The organism is Collinsella aerofaciens (assembly GCF_015558785.1).
In the GTDB taxonomy this organism is placed as follows: domain Bacteria; phylum Actinomycetota; class Coriobacteriia; order Coriobacteriales; family Coriobacteriaceae; genus Collinsella; species Collinsella aerofaciens_P.
In genome coordinates this window covers 1-26090 of record NZ_JADMOP010000013.1, presented here as the reverse complement: position 1 = coordinate 26090, position 26090 = coordinate 1, and the positions used below count along the sequence as shown (strand labels likewise).

Here is a 26090-nt window from a genome sequence, read left to right as displayed (position 1 = left end):
GACAAGCGCTCCTATTGCTCTTGTCCCAAGCGGACAAAGTGGGAAAAGTCGTTGGCGGCTACGGCGTCGTACACGGCGTCGACGGCGTCAAAGACCTCCGGGGACATAGGGTTGTAAAACTCCGTATCGCCCGGCTGAATCCCTATGAAGACGATATCTTCGCACGATTGCTCGATTTCCTCGATCAGAATCGACAAAGGGAGCGAATGCGTGGTGAACATCGACTTGCGGGCCACGTCACGTTTGTCGAGCAAGCGGATGGCGCCGACGGGCAGCGCCATGTCGGCGGCATCGACCAAAACCAAACGCGGCGGACGCTCGCGCTTGACCTCGATGATGTCATCCTCGGGCGTTTGCCCGCCGTCGATGGTGTACCAACCGGCGATGGGCGTGTCCTCCATCTTTTTGGAGAGCACGGGGCCAGCGGCATCGTCGGCGCGCAGCACGCTTCCCGCCGTGAGCACAATGCCCGCAAACGGGGCGTCGTTCACACGGCCATCCACAACGCGACCCATTACTGCAACCTCCCCGTCAGATACACGCCCGACACATCGCGCACGCGCTCAACCAGATCGCGAAACTTCATTAAGAACGCAACCTGCTGGGCATGCAGGCCAAAGTCGTCATCGAACACCGAGATGCCGGCCTTGGCCGAACCGCGAAAACCGCGATCGTCGAGCAGCGTGTCACAGGCCTCGAGCAGCGACGGCACCGCCGCCTTGTCAAGCTGGCACTCGCCAAAGGAGCGGATGGCCTCGAACTTGGTCTTGGCCTCCCCCTCCGGCAGCGCGTCGATAAGCGTATAGAACACGTTCACCGGCACCGACAGGCGCGGCTCAAAGCAGTCGAGCACACCGGTGTGGTGGCCCACGGCGAGCGTGTAGTACAGCACGTCGCAGGCCTCCTGGGGAACGTCTTCCTCGGTCTCCACAAACTTACGCGTGAGCTCATAGAAGACCACCTGGTCGGGCGTATGGCCCAGGCAGGGGTCGGCGACGCCCTCGGCGGCCTCGTCGCTTGCGCGCGAGGCATCGCCAAAAGAGCCGCCGAGCATGCCGGGGCCCGCAAAGTAACCAGAGCGGTCCGTGAGCTCCATCTAGCGACCTCCGGCCAGTACCAGATCCTGTAACGCCGAGTACACCTCAACGCGGCGAGGATCATCCTGCTTGTCGATGAGCAGCGCCATGGCACCGCGGATATCGCCCTTGGGCGCGCCCTCGAGCGTATCCATAAACTCGTTGGCCAAGTCGCGGCCGTAACGGTAGCCGCTCATGGCGCGAGCCTCGCGCTCGATGGCAACGCGCAGCTTGTACGGCACGCCGGGGTGCAGGATATCGGCCTGCTCGCCGGCGGCCTCCACCGTGGTCTCGGCATGGAGCTTTTGGTCCAGCAGGCCAAGTGCCATGGCAAAGCCGTAGATGGTCTGCGCGGGGCTGGGCGGGCAGCCGGGGATATAGACATCGACCGGCAAGATCTTGTCCGTGCCACCCCAGACGCAGTAGTTGTCGTAGAAGATGCCGCCGGTGCAGCCGCACGCGCCATAGGACACCACGATCTTGGGATCGGGTGCGGCCTCAAAGGCGCGCAGGGCCGGCATGCGCATGGCACGCGTTACGGCGCCGGTGTACAGCAGCACATCGGCGTGACGGGGCGAGGGCACGACCTTGATGCCAAAGCGCTCGACGTCGAAGACGGGCGTGATGGAACCGAAGATCTCGATCTCGCAGCCGTTGCAGCCGCCGCAGTCAACACGGTAGACGTACACCGAGCGCTTGATCTTCTTAAGAAGGGTCGCCTTGGCCTTCTCGATGCTCTCGTCGAGCTCGATCTTGGTCGGGCGGTACTGGAGCCGCTCGGGCAAAAGCGTGGGTTCGGCCATGGTTACTCCTCCTTCGTTTCAAAATCCATGATGATGCCCTCGACCGGCGCCGGACCGGCGGGAATCTCGGGCGCATCGGGGTTGAGCTCGCGGTCGATATACTCCGGGTTCACGCCGTGGCCGCCCAGATACTCCATGCCGGGGCCCTGGGGCTCACCGGACGCAAGCGTCTCGTTGGCAGCCATGCCGGCAGCGTTGCCGGTCTTTACGGCCGAGGCGGCGCGCAGGGCGTCGAGCTCGCGCTTGCACTCCTGGCACATACCGACGGTACGGGCAGCCTGCTCGGCCTCCATGCCGCCGGCCTTTTGCAGCAGGCGCTTTGCGTAGTCGATCTCCTTGTGCGGGGCAAACGGCTTGCCGCAGCGCGAGCAGTGCTCGAGCGTATAGACGCTCTTGCTGGTGAGGTCGTCCTTGCTCATGACGGCAAGCTCAAACTCCTCGGTGAGCTTGATGGCCTCCATGGGGCAGGCTTCCTCGCAGCGGCCGCAAAAGATGCAGCGGCCGTAGTCGATCGACCAGGTAATGGTATCGGCCGCAAGGTCGGTGTCCATGCGAATGGCATCGGCCGGGCACGCCACGCCGCAGGCACCGCAGGCGATGCAGAGCTCGGCATTGTGCTCGGGCTTGCCGCGCATGTCCTTATTGGTGGGGAACGGCGCAAACGGGTACTTGACCGTCGCGTCGCCGGCCTTGGCGTTAACCTTCCAAAGCTTCAGCATATTAGAGCGCCTCCTCATCGAGCGGAGCGGCCAAGGTGCCCTCGCCCGCAAGCGGCGACTTGTCGCGCCAGACGTTCTCGAACTGCTCCTTGTCGAGCACGTGGTCGCGCTTGGCGGCGACATCGGTCACCGTCACGCGATCGGTGCAGGAGTAGCACGGGTCGAGCGAGCCGACGATCAGCGCCGCGTCGCCCACGGTGTTGCCGCGGAACATGTAGCGCAGGACCGGCCAGTTGCTGTACGTGGCGGCCTTGGCGCGCCAGCGGTAGCACTTCTGGTTATTGCCGAGCATGGCCCAGTGCACGTCCTCGCCGCGCGGCGCCTCGGTGGCGCCGATGGCGTACTTGTGCGGGGTGTACTCCCAATCCGTGGTGAGGATGGGGCCCGACGGGCAGTTCTCGAGCATGGTCTCGATCATGTCGATCGAATCGTAGACCTCCTGGATGCGGACGGCGGTACGGCCGAAGGCGTCGCAGGTGTCGGCCGTGGCGGCGTGCATCTTTTGGACGTCCGGATCGGCGTAGCCGTCGAAGGGATGGTCAAAGCGCACGTCGCGGGCATAGCCCGAGCCACGCATGAGCGGGCCGACCGGCGAGAAGTCGCGTGCAATCTTGCGGTCCAAGATGCCGATACCGCTCGTACGCTCAATAAAGTTGGGCGTGGAGAGCAGCACGTCGACGAGCTCCTGAACCTCGGAGCGCAGCTGGTGGATGGTCGTGAGCGTGGAGAGCTTCTGCTCAGCCAAAATGTCGCGACGCACGCCGCCAATCACGTTGAGGCCGTAGGTCTTGCGGTGACCGGAGAGCTTCTCGGCCAGGTCCATGGACTTCTCGCGGACGCGGAAGAACTGCTGGAAGCCGGAGTCGAAGCCCGTGTAGTGCGACGCCAGGCCAATGTTGAGCAGATGCGAGTGCAGGCGCTCAACCTCGAGCATGATGGCGCGGATGTACTGGGCGCGCGGCGGGACATGGATGCCCTGAGCGCGCTCGACGGCCTCGGCGTAGGCCACCGAGTGGGCGCAGCCGCAGATGCCGCAGATGCGGTCGGCGAGGAACGTCACGGCGTCATAGTTCAGGCGCGTCTCGGCAACCTTCTCCATGCCGCGGTGCACGTAGAACAGACGGTAGTCGGCGTCGACGATCGTCTCGCCCTCAACGAACAGGCGGAAGTGGCCAGGCTCGTCGGAGGTAATGTGCAACGGGCCCATGGGAACGAGCGTCGTCTCCTTGCCCTTGGTATCGGCCAAGAACTCGTAGTTTTCCATGTCGCTCGCGGGAGCGGGACGGAAGCGGTAGTCCATGGAGTCCTTGCGCAGCGGGTACAGGCCGCTGGGCCAATCGTCGGGCAGCACCAGGCGACGACGATCGGGCAGACCCTCGGGGATCAGGCCGAACATATCGCGCAGCTCGCGCTCGCCCCACACGCAGGCGGGAACGAACGGCGTCACGGACGGGAACGTCATCTTGGCGGGATCGACCTCGGCACGCACGGTCACCCAGCCGGGGTCCTCCCCCTCCATGGAGATGACGTAGTACACGGCATAACGGCCGCACAGGCTGCGCTCGTCGTTGCCGATGATCACGGGGATCCAGCCGTGGCGTTCGTAGTACAGGTAGTGGACGGCCTCGGGCAGCTTGTCCTGCTTGACGGTGATCGTCAGCTGGTCCTCGCACTGCCACTCGACCTTCTCGATGCAGCCCGGAACGGCGCGGCGCAGGGCCTCGACATGGCTCTCGCAGCGACGGGCATACACCTTGTTCTCAGTTTCAATCATTCGTTACTCCACCTCGCTCTGAGCGGTCTCGGTACCGAACACAGCGCGGTACATCGGCGTCGCGTGAAGTTCCTCGGTGCTCTGCTCGAGCACGATGCCAGTAGCGGTCTCCACACCGTGCACGAGGGGCAGCGGGGTGGCAATGCCAAACCACAAGATCATGACAGCCAGGATGATTTCGGGGATAAGCATGAGCGCCGGGGCCTCATGCTTGCCCATGCCCTGGGGCGCATGGCCGAATACCGACTTGAGTGCGATACGGGTGAGCGCGGAGATGGCCACGGTAAGACCGAGGGCGACCACGACGACCAGCCACATGGGACCGGCGGTAACACCGGCGACAAAAGTCAGGAACTCAGAGATGAACATGCCAAAGGGCGGGAAGGCGGCAAGGCCGAGCAGCGCCAGGATGGCGAGCGCGGCGGTTGCGGGCGCAACCTCGACGACGCCCTGGATCTTGGCCAGGCTACGCGTGCCAAAGGCGTGCTGGATGTTGCCGGACACGCAGAAGGCAAGCGTCTTGGTAAAGCCGTGGAACACGCAGTGCAGCAGGGCCGCGGCGATACCCAGCGGGCCACCGATACCCAGGCACAGGGCGATAACGCCCACGTTCTCCACAGACGAGTACGCAAAGCGGCGCTTGAGGTCGTCCTGGCGAAACATCGAGAGTGCCGCCACCAAAATGGACAGCGTGCCGACGATCAACAGCAGAAGTTGCGGATACTCGGCACCCACGGCCTGGATGGTAAAGCCGTAGAAGCGCATGATCACAAGCATGGCACACTTAAGCAGAACACCCGAGAGCAGGGCCGAGACAGGACTCGGAGCCTGAGAGTGGGCATCGGGCAGCCAAGTGTGCATGGGGAACAGGCCAGCCTTGGTGCCAAAGCCGATCACGATAAACGCAAAGGCGAGGCGCATGAGCGTCGGGTCGAACTGGTCGGCATACGGCAGCACGCACGACAGGAATGCGGCCTCGTGGGCGTTGGGAATCACGTCGGCGGCGTTGGCGTAGATCAGCAGCGTACCGAACAGGCCAAATGCCACGCCGGCGGTACAGACCATCGCATACTTCCAAGAAGCCTCGAGGGCCGTCTTGGTCTTGTAGATACCCACCAGGAACACAGTGGAAAGCGTGGTTGCCTCCACGGCGGCCCACGTGAGGATCATGTTGTTGGACAGGCACGCGAGCAGCATGGTGAACACAAACAGGCTAAACAGCGCAAAATACTGCTTGGCGCGCTCGGCGGGCATGGAGCCCTCCTCGATATCGGCCTTTACATAGGGCAGCGAGAACAGCCCCGTAAGAAAACCGATAAAGCCGATGAGCAGCACAAAGATGGCGCCCAGCGAATCGAGGTGGAACCACAGGCCAAGAGCGCTCGCGGTTTCGCCGCTCATAAGGACGTCGCCGGCCGTCATAATCGACAGCACCAGGACGGCTGCGACGGAGACCAGGTTGAGACCGGCAAACACGTTATAGGACGTGTTCTTGGGCAAAAACGCCATGACCAGCGAGAACACCAAAGGAGTCGCGAGCAGGGCGAGAATCAACGTTTCCATGGACTACCCCCTCAGCTCGGACAGGTCGCGCGCATCGAGCGAGTGGGAGTCGTCCCAAATGCGACGCACGACGATGGACATGATGATGACGGCAAAGATGGCGTCGGTGACGATACCGATCTCGATGATCTCGGGAGCGGTGGGGGCCAAAAGCGCGAGCGTCACGTGGCTGCCGTTTTCCATAAGGCAGTATCCAAAGATCTGCTTCATGATGTTGCGCTGCGAGATGATGCAGGTGAGGCCCACGAAGAAGTGAGCGAAGCTAATAGCGAGCGCAGGCGTTGCGACCTCGGCCGTGGGCAGGCTGATCTGCGTCACAACGGCAAAGCAGATCGCGACCTCGACGGCGATGATGCAGATGGCCCACGCGGGCTTAAGGCCGGCCTTGAGCGATGCGTCGCTCGGCTCGCCCATCTTCTTGTATGCGCGGTTGAGGATGTAAGGGACCAGGACGACCTTAGTGATAAAGGCAGATCCGGCCCACATAAGCAGCTCCTGCGCACCGGTAGTAGCACCGAGCGTAGCGAGCAGTCCCACGAGCACCAGCGACTGCACCGCATACCAGCGAATGGCGTGCTTGATGTTCTTGGAGACGACCACCATGGTGGACGTGACGATCAGAAGGCCGCCAAGGATGTTGACGATCGAATAACCCATGTCGTTCTACCTCCTAACCGATCCAGCTGGCCGAAAGCGGGCCGCTGACGATGACCATGATGATGAGCACGATGAACACGAACGCCATCGCGCGGGGAAGCGGGGCTCCCGCAGCGACCTCGTCGCTCGGCTCGCCGGGCAGGCAATAGCCCATCCACTTGAGGAACCAGGCGAAGGTGGCGACGGTCTCGGCGACCATGATGCACACGAGCACCAGGATCGCGACGTTGCCGGCACCCACAGAGAAGCCGCCGGCGATAATCTGGAACTTCGAGAAGAACGTGTTCATGGGCGGCACGCCGGCAATAGCGAGCGCGGCGACACCGAAGCCCACGCCCGAGATCGGGTACTTCTTTACGATGCCGCGAAGCTTGGGCAGCATACGCGTGCCGAGCGTAAAGGAGAACGAACTGGCGATCAGGAAGAACAGCGTCTTGGCGAAAGCGTGGTTAAAGATGTGGCAGACGGCGCCATCGAAGGCCAGCTGGCTGCCAAAGACCGAAAGGCCCAGACCAAAGAACACATAGGAGAGCTGGGCGATCGTGGAAAAGGCCAGCAGACGCTTCATGTCCTTTTGCGGCAGGTACATAAGGAAGCCAAAGAGCATGGTGACCATGGCGTCGATAATGGCGACCCAACCCACGATCTCGGGGATCTCGCCGGCAGAGACGAGTGCACGCGCGAACACGCACACGCCGACCTTAACCATCGAGGCGCCATGCAGGTAGGCCGAAACAGGCGTCGGCGCCTCCATGGCCGAAGGCAGCCACATGTACATGGGAACCTGTGCGGACTTGGCCCAGGCCGCAAACAGCACGAGCAAAAGAACGATAGCCTTGAGCTTGGCGTCGAGGCCGGCAATCGCGGTAATGGCGAAGGTACCGGTATGGGCAAACACGATGGCGGCGCCCAGATACAGGCCAAGCGCACCGATATGCGTAATGATCAGAGCCTTCATGCCGGCCTTCTTGGCCGTAGGCGTCATGTAGTAGCTAATGAGGCCCCAAGAGCACGCACCCGTGATCTCAAAGAACACGAGCTGGCCCAAAAGGGTCGAGCTGTACACAAGACCGGCCATGGCGCCGATGAAGGTCGCGAGGTACGCGTAGAAGCGACGACGCGGTGCGTCGGGATGCTCACGGTTATTCTCGCTCATATAGGGAATCGAATAGATCACGACAAGCAGGCCGATACCCACAAAGGCGGGCGCGAGCAGCGTGCTCATGCGATCGAAGGTGAATCCCATGACGAGGGTCTGCCCAAACGAGATCAGGGGGACCTGCGTGTCGGGCATGCCGGCGCCAGCGAAATTCGCGGCGAGGGCGATGGTGCAGACCGTCGAGACGGCGGCACCCAAAACGCTGAACCACTTGGCGTACGGACGGGGGAACAGGGCGACGAGCACCGAGGCCACCATCGGGGCCGCGATAGCGACCAAGCCGAGAAGGGACAGACTGACTGCAAATGACATTGTTTCTCCCTTCTCCTACACGCCGACGACCACGAAGACAAACGCCAGAACGGCGATGCCCACGACGGCCCAGGTCTGATTGCCAAGCACCTTAAAACGCGAGCGCGAGCAGGAGTTCTCGATCACGCCGCATACGACAAAGTCGATCAGGCACTTAACAAGGAAGATGACCGCGCCCAGAACGGCCGCGATACCCACGGCCGCGGGCTCGCCCCAGGGGACGAAGATCGCGCAGAACCAGGCGACGACCAGGACCTGCTTCATGGACATGGCGAGCTTGGCCATCGCAAGCGACGGGCCGGAAAGCTCAGCGAGCGGACCTTCCTGGAGCTCCTGCTCGGCCTCGGCCTGATCAAACGGCAGCTTGCCGAGTTCCATGTAGCAGGCAATCGCAAAGGCGATGCCGGCGAGGATCACAGCGACCGGCGCGTCGATGGCGCCCGTCATGATGTGCTGGCCCATGGTGGCGATGTCGGTGGAGCCGCACACCAGGGCGGCGGCAAACAGCGCCAGCAGCATGGACGGCTCGATGAGCACGCTCATGAGCAGCTCGCGGACGCCGCCGATACCGGCGTAGGCGTTGGACGAATCCACACCGCAGAGGGCGAAGAAGAAGCGGGCGAGCGCCAGGCTATACATGATGGTGATGGCGTCACCAAAGACCGGGATGGGGCTTTGTGCCGTAAAGAGCGGCAGACCCATCGCGAGCATAAAGGCGACGGCGAAGAACAGCGGCGGCATGATGCGCAGCGCAAAGCTCGCATCCTCGCTCTGGGACTCGGGGCGCGCAAAGAGCTTGGCCAGGTCGCGGTAGTCCTGCATGATGCTGGGGCCGCGACGGTTGTGCATCTTGGCGCGGATCACGCGGCCGAGACCGGAGAAGAACGGCGCGACGGCCATAACGACCACGCCCTGCAGAACGGCAAGTACGATGTTGTTCATGCTCTCCCCTCCTTAACCCATTTGCACGGCGAGCACGAGGAACACCACGAGTGCCGCGACGATGTAGCAGATATAGATGCTGTAGTTGCCGCCCTCGAGCTTAGTCGCGAGGTCGGCGAGCTTCTCGACACCCTTATGCGGGGCATCGACGAGAACCTTGTCGGGTACGGGCTCCACAGCCTCGGCCACACCGGTGAGCTTCTGGAAGAAGTGCGCGATGGACCAGCAGACGGCCGTGCAGCGGTCGCGCAGCGTGTAGAGCGGCTGCATAAACCAGGACACCTCGGAGGCAAAGGTCGTGGCCACGACGGGCATATGCTCGTTGGGAGCATAGCCGCATGCCCACGGCTGGGACTTCTGCACCTTGCCGACGGTCTTGAGCTTGCGATAACCGCAGGCAAGGCCGACGAGCACCACGAGCGCAATAGCGATCGCGGGCGTGGAGGTGGCAGCGCCGGAGTACTGGTTCATGAGCTCCATGCCCTCGGCGGCAAACACGCCACCGTACGGATGCAGCACGGACGCAGCGACATCGACCAGCACGGGCGCGATCACGGGAGCGCCAATGCCCAGCACGACGCAGATGGCCGCGAGCAGGCCCTGCGCAAACACCATGGGGGCGGGAACCTCCTTGGCATTGGCCGCGGCCTCGGAGCGGGGCGCGGAGGCAAAGGAGACGCCATAGGCCTTGACGAAGCATGTGACAGCCAGCGCGCCGGTAATGGCAAGCGCGACGGCAGCGAACACGGCCACGATCATGACGGCCTTGTCGCCCTGCATGGCAGCGTTAAAGAGCGACTGGTAGGTAAACCACTCGGACACAAAGCCGTTGAAGGGCGGGATGGCCGAGATGGCAAGCGCGCCAATAAGGAAGCAGATGGCCGTAGCCGGCATACGACGGAACAGGCCGCCCATCTTCTCCATATTGCGCGTACCCGTGGAGTACAGCAGCGCACCGGCGCCCAAGAACAGCTCGCCCTTAAACATCGCGTGGTTAAACGTGTGGTAGAGGGCGGCCATCAGAGCCAGGACGGCGATGCCGACCGAGTTGAGCGCCATAGCGGCCATGGAGGCGCCGACGCCGAGCAGAATGATGCCGATGTTCTCGACGGAGTGATAGGCCAGCAGGCGCTTGATGTCATGCTCCTGCAGGGCGAAGGCCACGCCGAGGACCGACGTGATCGCACCGAAGACCATGACCATAAGGCCCCACCAGACCTGAACGCCCGAGGCGGAGAGCAGGTCGAGGCCCACCTTGAGGATGCCGAAGATACCGATCTTGATCATGCCGCCGGACATGAGGGCCGACACGTTGGACGGCGCCTCGGGATGCGCCTTGGGCAGCCAGCCGTGCAGCGGGATGATACCGGCCTTGGCGCCAAAGCCAAAGAAGGCGAGCACAAAGCACACGGATGCGACCGCGGGGCTAAACTGCGTAGCGCGGAAATCCGCAAAGGCAAACGAGCCACCGGCGAAGTTGGTCATGGTGAGGAAGCTCGCCATGATGAGCACAAAGCCCACGTGCGCGATCACAAAGTAGAGCCAACCGCCATGGATGGAGTTCTCGTTCTCCTCGATCACGACCAGGAAGTACGAGGTCAGCGACATGAGCTCAAAGGCGACCAGGAACCAAAACACGTTGTCGGCGGTGATGACGAGCATCATGGACGCCACAAAGGTGTTAAAGAAGAAGCCGGCGCGGCCCTTTTTGCCCGGGTACTCATCAAAGTAGTTGAGACCGTAGATCGAGCCGGCAAACGCGAGCACCGAGATGAGCGCCACGAACAGGCCGGACAGCTGGTTGAGCAGCAGCTGGAAATGGGCAAACGGGAAGAACACGATGGTGTCGACCGACGTGACATCGCCCAGCACGGCCTGGATACCGGCCACAAACGAAAGCACCGCGGCGACGGCGCCGATTAGGCAGCCGGCGGTCTTGGCGGCGTTATCGGCCTTGATCAGCAGAACCGAGGCGAGCGCACCGATGCACGAGACGGCAAGCGATGCGATAAACAGCGTCATGCTATCCATTGTTTACGCTCCCTTCTGCTTTCTCGGACAGGCCCTGGGCCACAGCGGTAACGTCGACGACCGGACCGTTTTCGATCGAGCGCAGGCGCTTGGCCTCGTCGAGCTCGCGATCGGCCGCGCCACCCATGACGGTCAGCGCCTTGGTAGGGCACGCCGCCACACAATGCGGGCCGTCCGGATCGAATGCGCACAGGTCGCACTTGACAGCGCAGGTGTACTGACCAGGAGCCCACGTAAGCAGGCTGCTCAGGGACTTAGGATACGAAGGCGTCGGGTCGCACATGCCTGCGACACCGGCGATAGACGTGCCATCGGGATGGATGGCTCCGAAGGGGCACGCGATGGCGCACAGCCTGCACCCGATGCACTCCTGCTCCTTGACGTGGATGCGATCGCCATCGTGCTCGATGGCATTCACCGGGCAAACCTCGGCGCAGGGGGCACCCTCGCAATGGTGGCAGGCAAGGGCGGCCGAAATACCGCCGGTCTTCACGAGCGCCAAGCGCGGTGTATCCTGAAGACCCTGCATCCGGTGGGCGTCGGCACAGGCGGACTGGCATGTTCCGCAGCCGATGCACCTCTCCGGGTTGATGTCGATGAAGCGGTTCATCCCCACTTCCTTTCAAAATAACGGGCCGGGCTCCCGAACGTACGGGACGCCCGGCCCAAAAAGCCAACGAGAACGGGACTACACGATTTGGTTCACGTGCGTCTCGTCATCGAACTTGGCGGCGCCGGGCTCAACGTCCTGGGGAGCGGCGGCGTCCACCAGAGCCTGCTTGAGCTCGGTGTACTGACGCTCCACCTCGCCCTCAGCCCAGACCTGGTCGGCGATAGCGTCGACCTGGCAGGCGGAGAACTTGTCCTCGGGCGTATGCGAGACCGGGTCGACCTTGTGAATGGTCAGCTCGTTGCACTTGCCGATCCACCACTGGTAGGTCATATAGACCGTGCCCTTGTTGATGCGGTCGCTCACGTCGGCGCGGCTGTATACCTGGCCACGGCGGCTGTGAATCGAGACGATGTCGCCGTTCTTGATGCCGCGTGCCTCGGCGTCCGCGGGATTCATGCGGACAAAGCCGGGCTCGTCGGCGAGCAGCGCCAGCGTCTTGCAGTTGCCAGTCATCGAGCGGCAGCTGTAGTGACCGACCTCGCGAACGGTGCACAGAATGAGCGGGTACTCATCGTCGGGAAGCTCGGAGGGCGCCTCCCAGTCGTGCGCCATCAGGTTGGCGCGGCCGTCCTTGGTGGTGAACTTGCCACCAGCGAACATGTCGGGCGTACCGTGGTCGTTCACATCGGTGCTCTTGACCGGCCACTGGGCGTAACCGCCCTCGGGAGCCATCTTCTCGTAGGTTGCGCCCACAAAGTTGGGGCACAGGCTGATGCACTCGTTCCAGATCTGCTCGGTGTTGTCGTAGTGCATGGGGTAACCCATACGCGTAGACAGGTCCGCGAAGATCTCCCAGTCGTGACGGCACTCGCCCTTGGGCGGAACGGCCGCGTCAAAGTGCTGGAAGCTACGGTCGGATGCGGTAAAGACACCCTCGTGCTCGCCCCAAGAGGTGGCAGGCAGGATGACGTCGGCGAGCATGGTCGTCTGCGTCATAAAGATGTCCTGGCAAATGAACAGATCCAGCTCGGAGAGCGTCTTGCGCATACCGGCCGAATCGGGCTCGGTCTGCACCGGGTCCTCGCCGTAGTTGTAGAAGCAGTGCACCTTGCCCTCGTCGACCAGGTGGCCCAGGTCGGTGAGCTTGTAGCCCTCCTCGAGCGGGAGCTTTTCCTCGGGCACGCCCCAAGCCTTGGCAAACTTGGCACGCACAGCCGGGTCGGTGACCTTCTGGTAGCCAGGGTACAGGTTGGGCAGCATGCCCATATCGCAGGAGCCCTGGACGTTGTTCTGACCACGCACGGGCGCGAGGCCGGAATTGGGTTTGCCGATCTGGCCGGCAACGCAGGCGATGGAGGCGATGGTGTGCACCGTCTTCAGGTTCTGCTTCTGCTGGCATACGCCCATGCCCCAGCCAATGATGGCAGAGGGCTTCGCCGTGGCGTACATCTCGGCAGCTTGGTGGATCAACGCGGGCTCGACACCCGTGATGTCCTGTACGGATTCGGGAGTGTAGTTCTTGATGGTCTCCCACCACTCGTCAAAGCCGTTCGTGTGCTCGGCGACGAATTCCTTGTCGTAGAGGCCATCGTTGACCAAGCAGTTGGCAAAGGCGTTGAGGAACGCAACGTTGCAACCGTTCTTGATCGGAAGGTAGAGATCGGCGATACGCGCGGTTTCGATATGGCGCGGATCGGCGACGATGATCTTGCAACCCTTTTCTTTGGCTCGCACGATACGCCTTGCGACGATGGGGTGCGAATCGGCAGGGTTATAGCCGAAGAGGAAAATGCAGCCCGCATCCTCCATACCGGGGATGGAGCATGACATGCAACCTGAACCAACCGTGTCCATCAGACCGAGGACAGTAGGGCCGTGTCAAGTACGGGCGCAGTTGTCCACGCTGTGGGTGCCGATGCACGCACGCGTAAACTTCTGCATGACGTAGTTCGCCTCATTGCCGCCGCCTCGCGAAGAGCCGGTGGTCATGACAGCGTTAGGACCATATTCGTCAATTATGGCCTGCATCTTAGATGCGGTGAAATCCAGTGCCTCGTCCCAGCTTACGCGCTCAAGATCCGCGCCCTTAGTGCGGCGGATCATCGGGTGCAGTACGCGAGGAGTCAAGATCTTGGTGTCGTTGATGAAGTCGTAGCCGCTCATGCCCTTAAGGCACAGCTCGCTCTGGTTGGTGATGCCGTTGAGCGGTTCGGTGCCCACGACCTGGCCGTTTTGGACCAGGAGGTTAAACTGGCAACCGGCGCCGCAGTACGGGCAGATCACTTTATGCTTCTCCATGACACCCTCCTTCCTTTCTCTGCTACCGATTAATCGGTACGTATTTGACAATCGTTGGGCCTGTATGGCCGCCCGGCTACGCCTCGTTTTCGATGGTGGCGCGGGCACGCTCGGCAGTCAGTTCTGCCAGGCGCTCCTCGTCTACCAAGGTGAGGCCCTTGGTCGGGCACGCCTCGGCACACGCCGGACCGCCGGGACGGTCCACGCACAGGTCGCACTTGAGCACGAAGCTCTTGGTCTGCGAACCCACGCGCACGTCGCCCATCAAGACGGGGACCTGCGTGGTCGCCACACTCACGGCGCCAAAGGGGCAGGCCATGACGCAGCTCTTGCAGCCGATGCAGTTGTCCTCGTTGACGCCGATGCGATGGTTCTTTGGATCAAAGAACAAGGCACCCGTGGGGCAGGCCTTGGCGCACGGAGCGTCCTCGCAGTGGTGACATGCCACCGGCGCGGAAATCTCGTAGGTGCGCGTTACGCGCAAGCGAGGTGCGGCGATGTTGCCGGGAATATCGTGTGCCTCGATGCACGCCGCCATACAGGTTTGGCACCCAATGCAGCGTGAAGAATCAGCCACGACTCGTTTATTGCCCATGTTGTTCACTCCCTCCTGAATCCCATGCCGGAGAGACCCTGCCGACGTTGCCCCGGACCGCCCGTGGTCCGGCATCGGCGTATCGAGTGCATGCGGCGAAACAGGCACTTCGATAGAATTCCTCCAACGATATACAGGTTAAATATACGCAGTTGCAGGGGGCAAACTTGAGCATAGGCCCTGCAATACGGGTGTATTGCAGGGGTTTTGGCAGGTTGGAATTATTCTCTAGAAGCTATAAAGGTGAGTGTATTACATGCGTACGCCTCAGAGATTTTTACGCGCTCTCATTTTAGATGTACTACGCTTGTATTCAAGTTAATGGTTATTTACTTGAGCGAAATAAAGTAATCGTTATAAGATGCTCAAGTATCGGCACATGCCGCATTTGACCGACTATATTGCACGCTCATTAAGGGGGCCAGTGATGTCATCGACTCAAAAACGAGCCATCCTGCAGGTGCGCATTCGCGAGGAAGACAAGCAGCATGCCGAACATCTCTACGACGCCATGGGCACATCGCTCGCCGAGGCCGTCCGTCTATTTGTCGCGCAGAGCATTTTGATGCGCAAGCTCCCCTTTCAGCCGGTCGCCGTGCGCTCAAAGGACGGCACCGCCGCCTATGGATCGCTCAAAGCATACGGTGACCCCAATCGCCGCTCCGAGGAGCGCAATGCCTGGATTGAATACCTTGCCACAGAAAGCGACGATTCGATTTTGGGTCCCGAGGAAGTAGATATCCATGAGTAGCACCATCATCGACGAGACCGTCATCCTACGCTACCTGCTTGACGACGACGAAGTCCTGTCACCGCGCGCCGCCAAGGTCATCGCCACGCGCACCGCTCGTGTCTATCCCAAAATCATCACGCGCGTCGTGGTCACGCTGCGCGACGTCTATAAGGTTCCCCGCGTTGAGATTGCTGCGGCCATGAAAAGGCTGCTCGATGACGTCATGGTCGACGAGCCCACCGTTGTCGCCCTTGCCGTCAAGCTCTTTGGCAAGACCCATATGGACTTTACCGACTGCCTCCTCGCAGCCCGAACCGCCATCTATAACGACGACGTCGTGAGCTTTGGCAAGCCCATCATCCAAGGCATGATCGATTGCCGCCGCAAGCGCCAAACCGCCGCCGACGCCCGCGACCGCGCCGCCGAAGCCCGCAGCCGAAGCACCGACTCCACCATCGACAAGCTCCGCCACCGCCCCCGCAGCTAACCCCATCCCCACCTAAGTTGCGGTGAAATACGGACTGTTTTATGCCTTTAAAGGCCTCAACAGTCCGCATTTCACCGCAACTTATTGAAGGTGGACCGCGAACGATTTCGCTATCGGGATTCGGCGTAGGGTTTTGTTGTCGGAATGCCGTAGCCGCGAATCATGGCACCGAACGATTCTACGTCGTAGGTGTCCGAGAGTTTGAAATGAATGACGTTGTGGCCCATGGAGCGAAGGTTCGCGTCGCGCATGAGGGCCGCTCGATACATTTTTGCCGCCGCCCGCTCTGGATCATTTTGAGCCTCGTCTTCAAACTTGCCTAGCCCATGCAGCTCTGCCAGCGTCCATGAGCCGTCTGGCATCTGCCAGCCATAATCTGCTAGATAATAGCCAGCGTTTCCCGGTCGCGTTATCTCAACTTGAAGCTCGGGCGCGGCAACCCCAGCGAGAATCATCGCTGCTCTCGCCTCAGACTCGCCGCCATTGTCTGACCTGCCGTCCATATACTCAAAAACGTCAAAAGCACGCGCGATGCCATGCAACCCTCGGCAATTTGCCTGGGCATATGCTCGCAGCTCTTCGCGTTCGACATCGTACTCACGGGCCAAGCCATCGACATAGCCCAGCGCATAGCGAAAGGCGCTCGTTCGAGCGATATCAACAACCGTTCGACACGGATCCGTCAGTGTAAACAGACCTAGCCGCCACACTTCGCCCGCCCGCCAGCGCTTGTATTCAACGAACTCATACTTATCACGCCTTGTAGACCGTGGCAGCAGTACTTGCACTTTATCCAGAAGCGTATACGCCGAGCCGATGCCGTAGAGCAGCGCTGCTGTCGCTCCGCAAAACACAGCATCCGGTTCAACGACCGCAATAGCGGATGCCAGCTGAAAGATACGATCTTCAACCCCAAGATTATTCCAATAGACCGGATCCGCATATACATGGTTGTAAAGACGAAGCATGAGCTCTTCCTGCATAAGCTCGCGCGCACGGCGTTCATCCCAAGGATCAATTGTTATAAGCAGCTGTCCATCTTGATGAATTCCAACGGCCGAGAATAGCATCCTTGCATAGGACTGCGGAAAATGTTTGCCTTTATCGAGCATGGCCAACCCCATAACCATCACGGCGGAGAGAATACCATTACGCTATCGCATGCTTCCGTCCGCAGGCCTTGCCAAAAGCTGACCAAAAGCTTGACGTCGCAGGTCAGAGCTTCAAAAAATATTTCCACTCTCGGTAGACGGTCGCTACGATCCTCCCAACGGCATCAAAATCCAACCTTACAAATAGTTGCGGTGAAATACGGACTACATGGGCCATAAAAGCCGAAAAACAGTCCGTATTTCACCGCAACTTAGGAGGGGATGTGGGGTCCCGGCATGTATATGAAAATGGCTCTGGTCCCAAAAGGAATCAGAGCCGTTCATCTATCTTATGGAGCGGGCGACGGGAATCGAACCCGCGTCATCAGCTTGGAAGGCTGGGGTTCTACCATTGAACTACGCCCGCAAGATATGGTCGGGACGACAGGATTTGAACCTGCGACATCCTGCTCCCAAAGCAGGCGCGCTACCAAACTGCGCCACGTCCCGAAGGTGTTGAGCAGCTAAGGTCTAAACCTTGCGTGTCCCAAAGCGAAGGAAATTATAGGGGAGACTCCCCGCCTGTGCAAGCATTGATGCCTTAGCTCCTCGAATGTGCAACAAAACGACGATGGAGCAGGCCTATCACAAACGCCACCACGGCGACCGGCGCCCACGCGGCCCCAATGTCCGCCAGCGGCAGCGCGTCGAACGGCAGCCACGCGCTCGCAAAGAACGCGTCACGAACCGAGGTGATCACGCTCTGCACCGCGACAACGCCGCCGACCCAAACCCACACCTGCGGATGCGCGTCGCAAAAACCGTGCACCAGGCCCATAAGAACCAGCACAATGGCGACGGGGTACAAGGCATTGAGCATGGGCACCGAGAACATAAGGATCACGTCGAGGCCCACGTTGGAGAGCACGCACGAAAACGCTGCGAACACAAAGGCAAGAACCGCAAAGGGACGACGCATAGCCTCCTCGGAGGCCTCCGCTCCCCCTTCGACCACATACGTCTCGCAGAAGTAACGCGAGCAGCAGCTGATGAGGCCGATGCACACGTTCATGCAGGCGAGGAAAAAGATCGCAAAGACCACGACCGTGCCGACAAGGCCAAAGTGCATGGAGGCAGAGCGGGCAAGGATGGCGGCGCCATTGGTGGCATCGGACATCACGGTGCTGAGCTGCGTGCCGGCAAGCGCCAGGCCGCAGTAGATGATGGCCATGAGCGCGCCGGCGATCACGCCGGAGCGCGAAATCTCGAAGGCCACGCGCTTGTCATCGGTAACGCCCAGCTCGTGGATGGTCTCGGCGATGATAATTCCAAAGGCGAGCGACGCGAGCAGGTCCATGGTCTGGTAGCCGGTCAGAAAGCCCTGCACAGCAGCACCGGCATCGTAGGGAGCCTGAGGCGCGGCAGCCGGTCCCAGCGGCGAGATCACGGCGGCACCCACGACCAGCACGATGAGCGCAATGAGCGCGGGGCCCGTAATGCGACCGAGCACGCGCGTGATGACGCCCGGACGCAGCGTGAGCGCAAACGCGACGACAAAGAAGCCAACGGCAAACACCAGGCGCGCCGTGCCGAGTGAAACACCCTCGGGCAGCAGCGGCACCAGCATCTCGAAGGCCGTGGAGCTCGTGCGCGGAATGGCCAGGCACGGGCCGATGGCCAGATACACCGCCGCGACAAAGAACTCACCAAACTTGGGGTGCACGCGGCCGGCAAGCTCGCGCGCCGTTCCGGCAAGTGCCACGGCGATAAAACCCATGACGGGCAGGCCGATGGCGGCAATCAGAAAGCCGAGCATGGCGACCGGCGTGGCAGAACCTGCCTGCAGTGCCAGCAGCGGCGGAATAATGAGGTTGCCGGCGCCAAAGAGCATCGAGAACAGCGCAATGCCGACGGTAACGACATGGTCGGAGCGCAAACCGCGCGGAGCGGATGAGGCCATATGCACACCTTTCGGGTCGAAACAAAAACGGGACGGGCAAAAACACCCGTCCCGCAAGTATATACGCTCTAGCAGGCTAAATCGCGCAAAGCGTCAATCGCGGTATCGACTTCCTCGTCCGTGTTGAAATACCCAAACGAGAAGCGAACGATACCCTGGCGCTCGGTCTCGAGTGCGCGGTGCATGAGCGGAGCGCAATGGGCGCCGGGGCGCGTCGCAATCCCCCACCCTTGCATGAGCGCGTCCGAGATCTCAGCAGAGTCGATATCACCCACGTTGAGTGAGACGATCGCCGAGCGCGACGGCTGGTCAAAGGCGCCGTAGAGCTTGATCTCCGGGATTTCGCGCACGCCAGCGAGAAAGCGATCCGCCAGTGCTCGCTCATGCGCCGCGATCGCCTCGACTCCGCCTTGCGCCTCGATAAAGTCGAGACCTGCGGAAAGTCCCGCGATGCCGTGGCCGTTGAGCGTGCCCGCCTCAAGGCGCGTGGGCCACCCAAGCGGCTGCAGAGCATCGAAGCTGTGCACGCCCGTGCCGCCCATGGCCCACGGAGCCACATCGACGCCCTCCGCCACGGCCAGGCCGCCGGTCCCCTGCGGACCCATGAACCCCTTGTGGCCGGTAAAGCACACAATGTCGAGCCCCATGGTTTGCATATCGATATGCGCCGTACCGGCAGACTGAGAGGCATCGACGATCACCAGCGCACCGGCCGCATGGGCGATGGCAGCCACACGCGAAACGTCGACCGCGTTGCCGGTCACATTGGAAGCGTGCGTCACCACCACGGCACGCGTACCGGGCGTGACCAACCGCTCGAGCTCGTCGTAGTCGAGCGCGCCGTTCGCGTCGCAGCCCGCATGCTCAACCGTCACACCCTGCTCCGTCGCCAAGCGATTGAGCGGACGCAGCACGGAGTTGTGCTCAAGCACCGTCGTGACCACACGGTCGCCGGGGCGCACCACGCCATTGATAGCGGTGTTGAGCGCCGCGGTGGAGTTGGGCGTAAAACACACATGGTCCGCCCTCGGGCAACCAAAAAGGCGCGCAAGCTTGGCGCGGCAGCCGTGGATGGTACGCGCGGCGTCAAGCGCACCCGACGTGGCACCGCGCCCGGCATTGCCGAGCGAGCACATCGCCTGCGTCACGGCATCGATGACCGCCTGCGGCTTGTGCATGGTCGTCGCCGCGTTATCCAGATAGATCATCGCACGACCTCCCACATATCGATCACGGTATAGCCCTCGGTGGGAACGCCCGCCGCGGCGAGTTCGCCGCGCAGCAGCTCCTCATCGGCAGGCAACGCCTTCCACGCCAGACCGCAGCCGGCAGCGACCTCCCCGGGCACGGGAATCGTTCGCCCAGGAAGGCCGCGCTCGATGCATAGGGACTCGCAGCCCATGGCGGCCGCCGTGGTGGGAAACGTGATGACAAGCGCCGGGCGCTTCTCCCTCATGACAACTCCAACCAATATGCTACGGGCGCACGACGCGCACGGCCTGCTCCATCTTCTCCACGATCACGTACATGTTGGTGACCTCGCCCACCGCAAACTGGTCTTTAATGCCATAGTGGTCGAGGCAGGTACCGCAGGTGAGAATCTCGACACCCTGCTCGGCCAGGCCCTTCAGATCATCGAGCACCGGAGAGCCCTCGACGGTGAGCTTGGCGCCGCCGTTGTAGAACAGCATGGTCGCGGGCAGCTCCTCCTGCTGCGTCACGGCAAAGATGAAGGCCTTCATGAGCTTGTGGCCCAGCTCGTCGTCGCCACGGCCCATACAATCGGTGTAGACGGAAATGACGAGTTTGCCCTTGCTGGCGCTGGCACCACAGAAGGCAGCGCCATCCTGCTCGGGATCGGCCACGGCAACGGCGCCAGAAGTCGCGACGGTCACGTGCCACTCGGCGTCCGAGATCTTCTCGACCGAGGCCGTGCAGCCCTTCTCCTGCGCCATCTTGGAGATGTTCTTGACGGCGGTCTCGTTGTCGACCGAGGTCACCACGGCGCCCTCGCCGTCAAGCTGTTTGAGTGCCTTAAGCGTCTTGACGACGGGCAGCGGGCAGGCATCGCCCATGGCATTGACTTCAATTTTGGTAGACATAGTAAATTCCTTTCGAATGAATCAATCAAGAACGATAGATAGTTGAATAAACAAACCGTTAACGGACAACGCGGACGGCAGGACCGCCCGGCTCCGCCTCGCAAACGCGACCGACGACGGCGGCAACGCGCCCCTCGGCATGCAGACGACGCGCAAGCTCATCCACATCCGCCGCGGGCGCCGCAATAAGCAAACCGCCCGAGGTCTGCGGATCGTACAGCGCATCCAGCATGCCCGGCTCCAGGTCCTCGTCGGCCGCCACGCGCGGGCCAAAGAAGTCCTGGTTGCGGTAGGAGCCCGCGGGGATAATGCCCAGACGCGCCATGTCGAGCACCTGGTCAAAGAGCGGCACCGCCCCCGATGCAAGCTCAACCTGCACGCCCGAGCCCTCGGCCATCTCGCACGCGTGCCCGATCAGACCAAAGCCCGTAATGTCGGTGCAGCCGTGAAGCTCAAGTCCCTCGGCCAGACGAATCGGTGCCTCGTTGAGGGTTCGCATCGAGTCAAACATGGCTGCGGCCTCGTCCTGCTCGATGAGCTCGCCCTTAATGGCCGTGGTGATAATGCCCGAGCCGATGGCCTTGGTCAGCAGCAGAACATCGCCCACGCGCGCGCCGCTGTTGGCGAGCATACGGTCAAGCGCGACAAAACCGCTCACGGACAGGCCGTACTTGGGCTCGTCGTCGTTGATGGTGTGACCGCCCGCGATGGAGCAGCCGGCCTCGACGCACTTGTCGGCGCCGCCCGCCAGAATCTGACCGGCAACCTCAACGCCCAGGCAGCTCGGGATGCACAGCAAGTTCATGGCATGGCTCGGCCGCCCGCCCATGGCGTAGATGTCCGACAGCGAGTTGGCCGCGGCGATCTGGCCAAACAGAAACGGGTCGTCGACCATCGGTGGGAAGAAGTCGATGGACTGCACGAGTCCCAGGTTCTCCCCTACGCGGAAGACGCTCGCATCGTCGGAGGTATCGAACCCCACGAGCAAGTTGTCGTTATGCACATTGGGTAAATCGCCCAGGACCTGGGCGAGGGCTCCGGGGGCCAACTTAGCGGCTCAACCGCTCGCGGCCGTCATGGACGTGAGCTTAATCTGATCGTCAGCCATCGATACCTCCTCTCATCGGTCAATCATTTCCTCCCAGTATACGCATGAATGCGAGCCTACGGCGGATGCATTAATTGAGCGCCTGTGCGCGAATCGCCGCGCCGATGGCTCCGGCAAAGCGAGCCTGGGGCGAGGTGGTCACCGGCGACCCCAGTAGCTCGCCCAACCGCTCCACCACGAATGCGTTCTCGCACAGGCCTCCCGTCAGGTAGTACGGGGCGCCCGCCGCCTGCCCAGCCATGGTCGCCACGCGCGAGACCACGCTGTCGATCACGCCACGCGCAATGTTCTCGCGCGGCTCACCGCGACCGATCAGGCTGATGACCTCGCTTTCGGCAAACACCGTGCACATGCTGCTGATCTTGGTGGGTTCGCCGGAACGCGCAAGGTCGGCCATCTGCTGTTGGGAAATACCCAGACGGTCGGCCATGATCTCCAAAAAGCGCCCCGTGCCGGCAGCGCACTTGTCGTTCATGGCAAATTTGGCCACGCGACCGCCCTTGATCTGAATGACCTTGGTGTCCTGACCGCCCACGTCGATCACGGTGCCGTGGTCGCCAAACAGGCGCACAGCACCGGTACCGTGGCAGGTAATCTCAGTCACGACCTTATGCGCATAGGGCACGGCGACACGACCGTAGACGGTCGCGATCACGCGCACGTCGTCGGCAGCCACGTCATAGCCGGCCGCGGCAAGCTCGCCGCGCAGACGCTCCGCCGCATCGACCGAGGAGAACCCGGTTGGCTGCACGCACGTCCACGCCACCGAACCCCCTCCATCGACCACAGCAGCCTTAGCCGCCGTAGACCCGATATCGATCCCGATCCCTATCATGGCTCTCTCCCAATCAAAACATCAAAGGTAGCGGCGCGTTCAGGCGCCTTAGCTCTAGGTTTCTCAGGTGCCGGAGATTGACCCGAAAGAGGAGCGCAGCGTACATTGGGTACGCAAGCGACGGTTTGAGGAGCAAGATCCGGTGCCTGAGGAAGCTAGAGGGTTTCGATGAAGGCGGCGATGCGGGTCTCGATCTGTCCCATGTCGCCGTTGCTGTAGTCGGTCTCGATCTTCATGTACGGAATGCCCGCACCCTCGACAGTCTCCTGCATGCGCGCACTCTCCACGTTAAAGGTGTGGCACGCCTGGAGCACGCTCTCCACTACGCCATCGACGTGATACTTCTCGCACATGGCCAGCGTGTTTTCCATACGACCGTCGTTGGGCGTCATGACCGAGCAGTTAATGTCCAGGTAGCGGTCGGCGATGGCGCGCAAGATGTCGGGAGCCTCCGGGTCGATCATCATGGCCGCCGTGCGCTCGCCCGAGCAGTCGTCCATGCACACGACCACACCACCGTTGGACTCGATGGTGCGACCGATCTTGTTGATCACGCCGCCCACCGGGCAGCCGGTGATCAGAATGCGCTTGGCATCCGCCGCAACCGGGCGCTCGCTCGCGTCGTAGGCCTCGCGCAGCTTGACAACCTTTTGCTCCAGCTGCTGCGTATAGGCCTCGATATCAAAGCTAAACGTACCGGCAAACATGGTGCTCATCAGGTCGACGCCGCTCATGGCCGCCGGCTGGTTGGCCTGCAGCGCAAACATCTCGAGCTGGGCCGCACGCAAGCGGTTGCGACGACGGACGGCAGCGCGCAGATCATCGTCGGTAATCGTGATGCCGTAGAAGTTCTCGAGCTCCTCCTTGAGCAGACGGCACTCCTCGTACCAGCCCTCGCGCTCGTAGGCTCGATCGCGGCCCTGCGGAAGATGCAGAATGTGCGTGCGCTTGAGCTCGTTGAGCAGCTCGTACATCTTCTTCTTGCCGTCGCAGGTGGTCTCACCGATGATCATGTCGCTAAAGTACGTAAACGGGCACTTTTGCGAATAGGCAAAACCATACGTAGACTTGATGAGCGGGCACAGGTTTGCCGGCAGCACCTTCTCGGCCTCGGGAATCACCTCGTCGGACGTGCCGCACAGCGCCACGCTCGCAGCCCCCGCGGCATCGATAATCTCGAGCGGCGTGTAGCTGCACAGAAAACCGACCAGGCGATTACCCGCCTGCTTATAATCCTTGACGCGAATAAACGCCGCCTTGCGTTGCTCGTTGAACTCCTCAAACGTGGACGGCAACGGCTGCTCAATATTGTCCGACATATAACTCCTTAACAAACCTTTTAACCAACCAAGGAAACGGCTTTCCCAGGTGCCCGAGGTTGCCGTGAAAGAGGAGCGCCGCGTACTTTGGTATGCAAGCGATGGTTTGAACGGCAAGATCGGGTGCTTGGGGAAGCCGCTGGACCGGATAGCCCTAAATGGTTTCCAAGAAAGCCTCAATCCTGGTTTGCAGTTGGCCTGCATCCTCGCCGGCGTAGTCGGTCGTGATGTGCATAAACGGGATGCCGGCCTCTTCGGCGGCCTTCTCCACGGCAAACGACTCCATCTCGTAGAGCGTGCAGAACTGCAAGGCCACGTCGACGATGCCGTCGGCATGCAGGTCCTTGGCCATCTGGACAATGTCCTTCATACGCTGGTCGTTGGGCGTAAAGACGGCGCAGTTGATCTTAAAGTAGCGCTCGGCGATGGCGTCGAGCATCTCGTCAACCGTCTCACCGGACTCGTCGACCAGGTCCTTGTAGTAGCGCGAGCCCGTGCAGGACTCCTCGCCCACCACGACGCCGCCGGCCTTCTCGATGAGGTTGAACAGCTTCCAGTTGGGCACGGCCATGGGCGTACCGGTGTACAGGATGCGCTTGGTGCCCTTGGGCGCCACACCCTCGCCGGCCTCAACGCGCTGCTCGCACTCAGCCGCCATTTCGTTGATGGCGCCGGTCAGACGCGGCGTGTCATCCATAAAGGCGGCCTGAACGGTCAGCAGGCTGTCGAGACCGCTGATGGGCGCCGGATCGGCAGCGCGGGTCGCAGCCAGACGCTGCAGGGCGCGACGCTTCTCGTTGACGGCGTGGATGGCAGCCTTCAGGCGCTCAGGCGTAATCGTGACGCCGCACTCTTCCTCGATCTTGGCGGCAAGCTTTTTAACCTCGGCCTTCCAGGTCACGAGCGTCGACTCGTCGTGCACGTTGGGAATATCCATGACGTACATGTTCTTTTGCGTGGCAAAGAACTCGTAGGCCTTCTTCTTGCCATCGCAGGTGTTCTCGCCTACCACCAAGTCACTCGACTCAATGTAGGGGCAGACCTCGCCCAGCTTAAAGCCGGCAAAGCTCTTGATGAGCGGGCAGGTGTTGCGCGGCAGATGCTCCTCGACCTTGTCGGTCGCCCAGTCGGCACCCGAGCACAGACCAACGGGAATGCCGTCACAGGCAAGTACGATCTCCTCGGGCACGTACACACAGAACGAACCGACGATCTTGGTGGCCTCGCCGGCCTCCTTCTTGTCGAGCATCTCCTTAATACGGCCGCTGTGGATGTTGGTGGCGACAAAATCCAGGTAGGACGTGGACTTGGGGCGATTGTTCTGCGTCAGGAACATATCGCCGTACATCTGGCCCACGGCGCCCAGCAGCATGTCGTGGTCGGCAAGATTCATGCCGAGGCTCTCCCACATCGGATGGAAATCAAATTCTTCAGCCATGACGGTTCCCCTCTCGAATCAAAAATGAATAGCTACGGTATTGCTGCACGGTGGGTGGCGAAAACCCAGCCGTGCTCAAACCCGGAATTTTGGGGAACCCGCTTTGCGGTCGATTATTTAGTTGTGCGTCGTCTCTCCCGGAGCCGTGAACATACCTGCTCATATGCGGCTCCGAGCCATATACAGGGCGCGCGCGGCAACGCGACGCGAATATGTCTTCTGCAGCATCGGCGCGCCCTCCTTTTCTCGTCGAAGGTAACTATATCAACGGTTGTCGTCAAGACGAACACCGTCGACACGCGTACGACAACGTTGGGATGTGAGCATCTCGCTGTCTGATAATTCATTATCAGACTGATAAGGTTTAGTCATGTAGAAATCGGCGAACGGCGAAGTGAAATCAGAACCACCCTTAAAAAGGGTGGTTTGCTCTTAGGGTATAACCCACGGGCCCCGGGCTCGCGTCTAAAGGCGC

The 26090-nt window shown here is 61.5% G+C and carries 24 protein-coding genes and 2 tRNA genes; 2 read left to right on the top strand and 24 right to left on the bottom strand.

Annotated elements, in window-relative coordinates; genetic code table 11:
* Positions 1-11 precede the first annotated feature (11 nt).
* From hycI to I2G40_RS07010, 13 genes are all read right to left on the bottom strand, one after another.
* On the bottom strand, positions 12-515 hold the full coding sequence (gene hycI, locus I2G40_RS07070; RefSeq protein ID WP_195544624.1) for a hydrogenase maturation peptidase HycI: 504 nt from the start codon (positions 513-515) through the stop codon (positions 12-14).
* Entirely contained in the window at positions 515-1096 is a 582-nt protein-coding gene (locus I2G40_RS07065) for a formate hydrogenlyase maturation HycH family protein (protein WP_117847579.1), read from the bottom strand. The genes hycI and I2G40_RS07065 overlap by 1 nt, the downstream gene beginning before the upstream one ends.
* Positions 1097-1879, bottom strand: coding sequence for an NADH-quinone oxidoreductase subunit B family protein (locus I2G40_RS07060; RefSeq protein WP_022095195.1), 783 nt, complete (start codon positions 1877-1879; stop codon positions 1097-1099). It lies immediately after the preceding gene.
* A 2-nt stretch (positions 1880-1881) separates the two neighbouring features.
* A complete protein-coding gene (locus tag I2G40_RS07055) occupies positions 1882-2598 on the bottom strand; it encodes a formate hydrogenlyase complex iron-sulfur subunit (RefSeq protein ID WP_070097519.1) in 717 nt (238 codons plus the stop codon).
* Between the two features lies 1 nt (position 2599).
* Positions 2600-4372 carry a hydrogenase large subunit gene (locus I2G40_RS07050; RefSeq protein WP_195544623.1) on the bottom strand — a complete coding sequence of 591 codons (1773 nt, stop codon included), beginning with the start codon at positions 4370-4372 and terminating at the stop codon, positions 2600-2602.
* 3 nt (positions 4373-4375) lie between these two features.
* Positions 4376-5935, bottom strand: a complete 1560-nt coding sequence (locus I2G40_RS07045; protein ID WP_195544622.1) for a hydrogenase 4 subunit F — start codon at positions 5933-5935, stop codon at positions 4376-4378.
* Between the two features lie 3 nt (positions 5936-5938).
* Positions 5939-6592: a hydrogenase 4 membrane subunit gene (gene hyfE / locus I2G40_RS07040; RefSeq protein ID WP_195544621.1), complete on the bottom strand. Its 654-nt coding sequence runs from the start codon at positions 6590-6592 to the stop codon at positions 5939-5941.
* A gap of 13 nt (positions 6593-6605) precedes the next feature.
* Positions 6606-8063: a hydrogenase 4 subunit D gene (locus I2G40_RS07035; RefSeq protein ID WP_195544620.1), complete on the bottom strand. Its 1458-nt coding sequence runs from the start codon at positions 8061-8063 to the stop codon at positions 6606-6608.
* A 15-nt stretch (positions 8064-8078) separates the two neighbouring features.
* On the bottom strand, positions 8079-9005 hold the full coding sequence (locus I2G40_RS07030; RefSeq protein ID WP_195239654.1) for a respiratory chain complex I subunit 1 family protein: 927 nt from the start codon (positions 9003-9005) through the stop codon (positions 8079-8081).
* Positions 9006-9017: 12 nt separating this feature from the next.
* Positions 9018-11036 (bottom strand): hydrogenase 4 subunit B, encoded by a 2019-nt coding sequence (gene hyfB, locus I2G40_RS07025; RefSeq protein WP_195544619.1) that lies wholly within the window; start codon positions 11034-11036, stop codon positions 9018-9020.
* Complete coding sequence (locus I2G40_RS07020; protein WP_022095203.1) at positions 11029-11646, bottom strand: 4Fe-4S dicluster domain-containing protein; 618 nt, start codon at positions 11644-11646, stop codon at positions 11029-11031. The genes hyfB and I2G40_RS07020 overlap by 8 nt, the downstream gene beginning before the upstream one ends.
* A 78-nt stretch (positions 11647-11724) precedes the next feature.
* Positions 11725-13947: a formate dehydrogenase subunit alpha gene (gene fdhF, locus I2G40_RS09700; RefSeq protein WP_195239652.1), complete on the bottom strand. Its 2223-nt coding sequence runs from the start codon at positions 13945-13947 to the stop codon at positions 11725-11727.
* Between the two features lie 76 nt (positions 13948-14023).
* Positions 14024-14542 carry a 4Fe-4S dicluster domain-containing protein gene (locus I2G40_RS07010; RefSeq protein ID WP_022095206.1) on the bottom strand — a complete coding sequence of 173 codons (519 nt, stop codon included), beginning with the start codon at positions 14540-14542 and terminating at the stop codon, positions 14024-14026.
* Between the two features lie 427 nt (positions 14543-14969).
* On the opposite strand from I2G40_RS07010, the gene I2G40_RS07005 reads away from it, so the two are divergent.
* A complete protein-coding gene (locus tag I2G40_RS07005; protein ID WP_158554596.1) occupies positions 14970-15293 on the top strand; it encodes a type II toxin-antitoxin system RelB/DinJ family antitoxin in 324 nt (107 codons plus the stop codon).
* Positions 15286-15762: a PIN domain-containing protein gene (locus tag I2G40_RS07000; RefSeq protein ID WP_195544618.1), complete on the top strand. Its 477-nt coding sequence runs from the start codon at positions 15286-15288 to the stop codon at positions 15760-15762. The genes I2G40_RS07005 and I2G40_RS07000 overlap by 8 nt, the downstream gene beginning before the upstream one ends.
* A gap of 110 nt (positions 15763-15872) precedes the next feature.
* Here I2G40_RS07000 and I2G40_RS06995 read toward each other — a convergent pair whose 3' ends face one another.
* The 11 genes from I2G40_RS06995 to I2G40_RS06945 form a co-directional block, all read right to left on the bottom strand.
* Positions 15873-16874 (bottom strand): hypothetical protein, encoded by a 1002-nt coding sequence (locus tag I2G40_RS06995; RefSeq protein ID WP_195544617.1) that lies wholly within the window; start codon positions 16872-16874, stop codon positions 15873-15875.
* A 332-nt stretch (positions 16875-17206) separates the two neighbouring features.
* Positions 17207-17280 (bottom strand) — tRNA-Gly (locus I2G40_RS06990).
* Positions 17281-17286: 6 nt separating this feature from the next.
* Positions 17287-17363: transfer RNA gene (locus I2G40_RS06985), tRNA-Pro, on the bottom strand.
* 91 nt (positions 17364-17454) lie between these two features.
* Positions 17455-18813, bottom strand: coding sequence for a branched-chain amino acid transport system II carrier protein (gene brnQ / locus I2G40_RS06980; protein ID WP_195544616.1), 1359 nt, complete (start codon positions 18811-18813; stop codon positions 17455-17457).
* Between the two features lie 68 nt (positions 18814-18881).
* Positions 18882-20021, bottom strand: a complete 1140-nt coding sequence (locus I2G40_RS06975; RefSeq protein ID WP_195544615.1) for an aminotransferase class V-fold PLP-dependent enzyme — start codon at positions 20019-20021, stop codon at positions 18882-18884.
* Positions 20018-20269, bottom strand: coding sequence for a DUF3343 domain-containing protein (locus tag I2G40_RS06970; protein WP_022095212.1), 252 nt, complete (start codon positions 20267-20269; stop codon positions 20018-20020). Before I2G40_RS06970 ends, I2G40_RS06975 begins: the two co-directional genes overlap by 4 nt.
* A gap of 19 nt (positions 20270-20288) precedes the next feature.
* Positions 20289-20915: a sulfurtransferase-like selenium metabolism protein YedF gene (yedF, locus tag I2G40_RS06965; protein ID WP_195544614.1), complete on the bottom strand. Its 627-nt coding sequence runs from the start codon at positions 20913-20915 to the stop codon at positions 20289-20291.
* Between the two features lie 58 nt (positions 20916-20973).
* Complete coding sequence (gene selD, locus I2G40_RS06960; protein ID WP_195544613.1) at positions 20974-22023, bottom strand: selenide, water dikinase SelD; 1050 nt, start codon at positions 22021-22023, stop codon at positions 20974-20976.
* A gap of 70 nt (positions 22024-22093) precedes the next feature.
* On the bottom strand, positions 22094-22858 hold the full coding sequence (locus tag I2G40_RS06955) for an acyl-CoA dehydratase activase (RefSeq protein ID WP_195544612.1): 765 nt from the start codon (positions 22856-22858) through the stop codon (positions 22094-22096).
* A gap of 155 nt (positions 22859-23013) precedes the next feature.
* Positions 23014-24177 (bottom strand): double-cubane-cluster-containing anaerobic reductase, encoded by a 1164-nt coding sequence (locus tag I2G40_RS06950; protein ID WP_195544611.1) that lies wholly within the window; start codon positions 24175-24177, stop codon positions 23014-23016.
* A gap of 154 nt (positions 24178-24331) precedes the next feature.
* Positions 24332-25615, bottom strand: a complete 1284-nt coding sequence (locus tag I2G40_RS06945; RefSeq protein ID WP_195544610.1) for a double-cubane-cluster-containing anaerobic reductase — start codon at positions 25613-25615, stop codon at positions 24332-24334.
* Positions 25616-26090: the final 475 nt, after the last annotated feature.

Bases quoted from the DNA above. Each gene is read 5' to 3' on its own strand.
- hycI (WP_195544624.1), bottom strand. From the start codon at position 515: ATGGGTCGCGTTGTGGATGGCCGTGTGAACGACGCCCCGTTTGCGGGC.
- I2G40_RS07065 (WP_117847579.1), bottom strand. From the start codon at position 1,096: ATGGAGCTCACGGACCGCTCTGGTTACTTTGCGGGCCCCGGCATGCTC.
- I2G40_RS07060 (WP_022095195.1), bottom strand. From the start codon at position 1,879: ATGGCCGAACCCACGCTTTTGCCCGAGCGGCTCCAGTACCGCCCGACC.
- I2G40_RS07055 (WP_070097519.1), bottom strand. From the start codon at position 2,598: ATGCTGAAGCTTTGGAAGGTTAACGCCAAGGCCGGCGACGCGACGGTC.
- I2G40_RS07050 (WP_195544623.1), bottom strand. From the start codon at position 4,372: ATGATTGAAACTGAGAACAAGGTGTATGCCCGTCGCTGCGAGAGCCAT.
- I2G40_RS07045 (WP_195544622.1), bottom strand. From the start codon at position 5,935: ATGGAAACGTTGATTCTCGCCCTGCTCGCGACTCCTTTGGTGTTCTCG.
- hyfE (WP_195544621.1), bottom strand. From the start codon at position 6,592: ATGGGTTATTCGATCGTCAACATCCTTGGCGGCCTTCTGATCGTCACG.
- I2G40_RS07035 (WP_195544620.1), bottom strand. From the start codon at position 8,063: ATGTCATTTGCAGTCAGTCTGTCCCTTCTCGGCTTGGTCGCTATCGCG.
- I2G40_RS07030 (WP_195239654.1), bottom strand. From the start codon at position 9,005: ATGAACAACATCGTACTTGCCGTTCTGCAGGGCGTGGTCGTTATGGCC.
- hyfB (WP_195544619.1), bottom strand. From the start codon at position 11,036: ATGGATAGCATGACGCTGTTTATCGCATCGCTTGCCGTCTCGTGCATC.
- I2G40_RS07020 (WP_022095203.1), bottom strand. From the start codon at position 11,646: ATGAACCGCTTCATCGACATCAACCCGGAGAGGTGCATCGGCTGCGGA.
- I2G40_RS07010 (WP_022095206.1), bottom strand. From the start codon at position 14,542: ATGGGCAATAAACGAGTCGTGGCTGATTCTTCACGCTGCATTGGGTGC.
- I2G40_RS07005 (WP_158554596.1), top strand. From the start codon at position 14,970: ATGTCATCGACTCAAAAACGAGCCATCCTGCAGGTGCGCATTCGCGAG.
- I2G40_RS07000 (WP_195544618.1), top strand. From the start codon at position 15,286: ATGAGTAGCACCATCATCGACGAGACCGTCATCCTACGCTACCTGCTT.
- I2G40_RS06995 (WP_195544617.1), bottom strand. From the start codon at position 16,874: ATGCTCGATAAAGGCAAACATTTTCCGCAGTCCTATGCAAGGATGCTA.
- brnQ (WP_195544616.1), bottom strand. From the start codon at position 18,813: ATGGCCTCATCCGCTCCGCGCGGTTTGCGCTCCGACCATGTCGTTACC.
- I2G40_RS06975 (WP_195544615.1), bottom strand. From the start codon at position 20,021: ATGATCTATCTGGATAACGCGGCGACGACCATGCACAAGCCGCAGGCG.
- I2G40_RS06970 (WP_022095212.1), bottom strand. From the start codon at position 20,269: ATGAGGGAGAAGCGCCCGGCGCTTGTCATCACGTTTCCCACCACGGCG.
- yedF (WP_195544614.1), bottom strand. From the start codon at position 20,915: ATGTCTACCAAAATTGAAGTCAATGCCATGGGCGATGCCTGCCCGCTG.
- I2G40_RS06955 (WP_195544612.1), bottom strand. From the start codon at position 22,858: ATGATAGGGATCGGGATCGATATCGGGTCTACGGCGGCTAAGGCTGCT.
- I2G40_RS06950 (WP_195544611.1), bottom strand. From the start codon at position 24,177: ATGTCGGACAATATTGAGCAGCCGTTGCCGTCCACGTTTGAGGAGTTC.
- I2G40_RS06945 (WP_195544610.1), bottom strand. From the start codon at position 25,615: ATGGCTGAAGAATTTGATTTCCATCCGATGTGGGAGAGCCTCGGCATG.